Here is a 377-nt window from a genome sequence, read left to right as displayed (position 1 = left end):
TGATTGCCGATATTGAGGCCGGTAAAATTGGCTGTGTCATTACCAAAGACCTGTCCAGACTGGGAAGAAATTATATCGAAGCCGGCAGCTATATTGAAATCTTCTTCCCTAAACACAATGTCCGCTATATCGCTATTACAGATGGCGTGGACAGTTTGACCCGTCAGGAAATGGACATCACGCCGTTCAAGAATATCCTGAACGATATGTATAGCCGGGATATTTCCAAGAAAGTGCTGGCGGGGCGTATGACCCGTTCCCGGCAGGGAAAGTTCTGTGGCGGACAGCCTCCCCTGGGGCTGATGCGTGACCCGGAGGATCGGGGGCATTTGATCCTTGACCCGGAGACTGCGCCGGTGATTCGCAAAATCTATGAC

The 377-nt window shown here is 51.2% G+C and carries 1 protein-coding gene; it reads left to right on the top strand.

The window, feature by feature from the left end; all coding sequences use genetic code 11:
* Positions 1 to 377 (top strand): recombinase family protein (locus ACTNBK_RS17210; protein WP_441147922.1); only part of this gene is annotated, 377 nt, incomplete at both ends.

The sequence above is a fragment of the Intestinimonas sp. HCP28S3_D6 genome (assembly GCF_052065695.1).
GTDB lineage: Bacteria > Bacillota > Clostridia > Oscillospirales > Oscillospiraceae > Intestinimonas.
The sequence above is the reverse complement of the archived record's forward strand: the minus strand, read 5'-3'. Positions and strand labels throughout refer to the sequence as shown.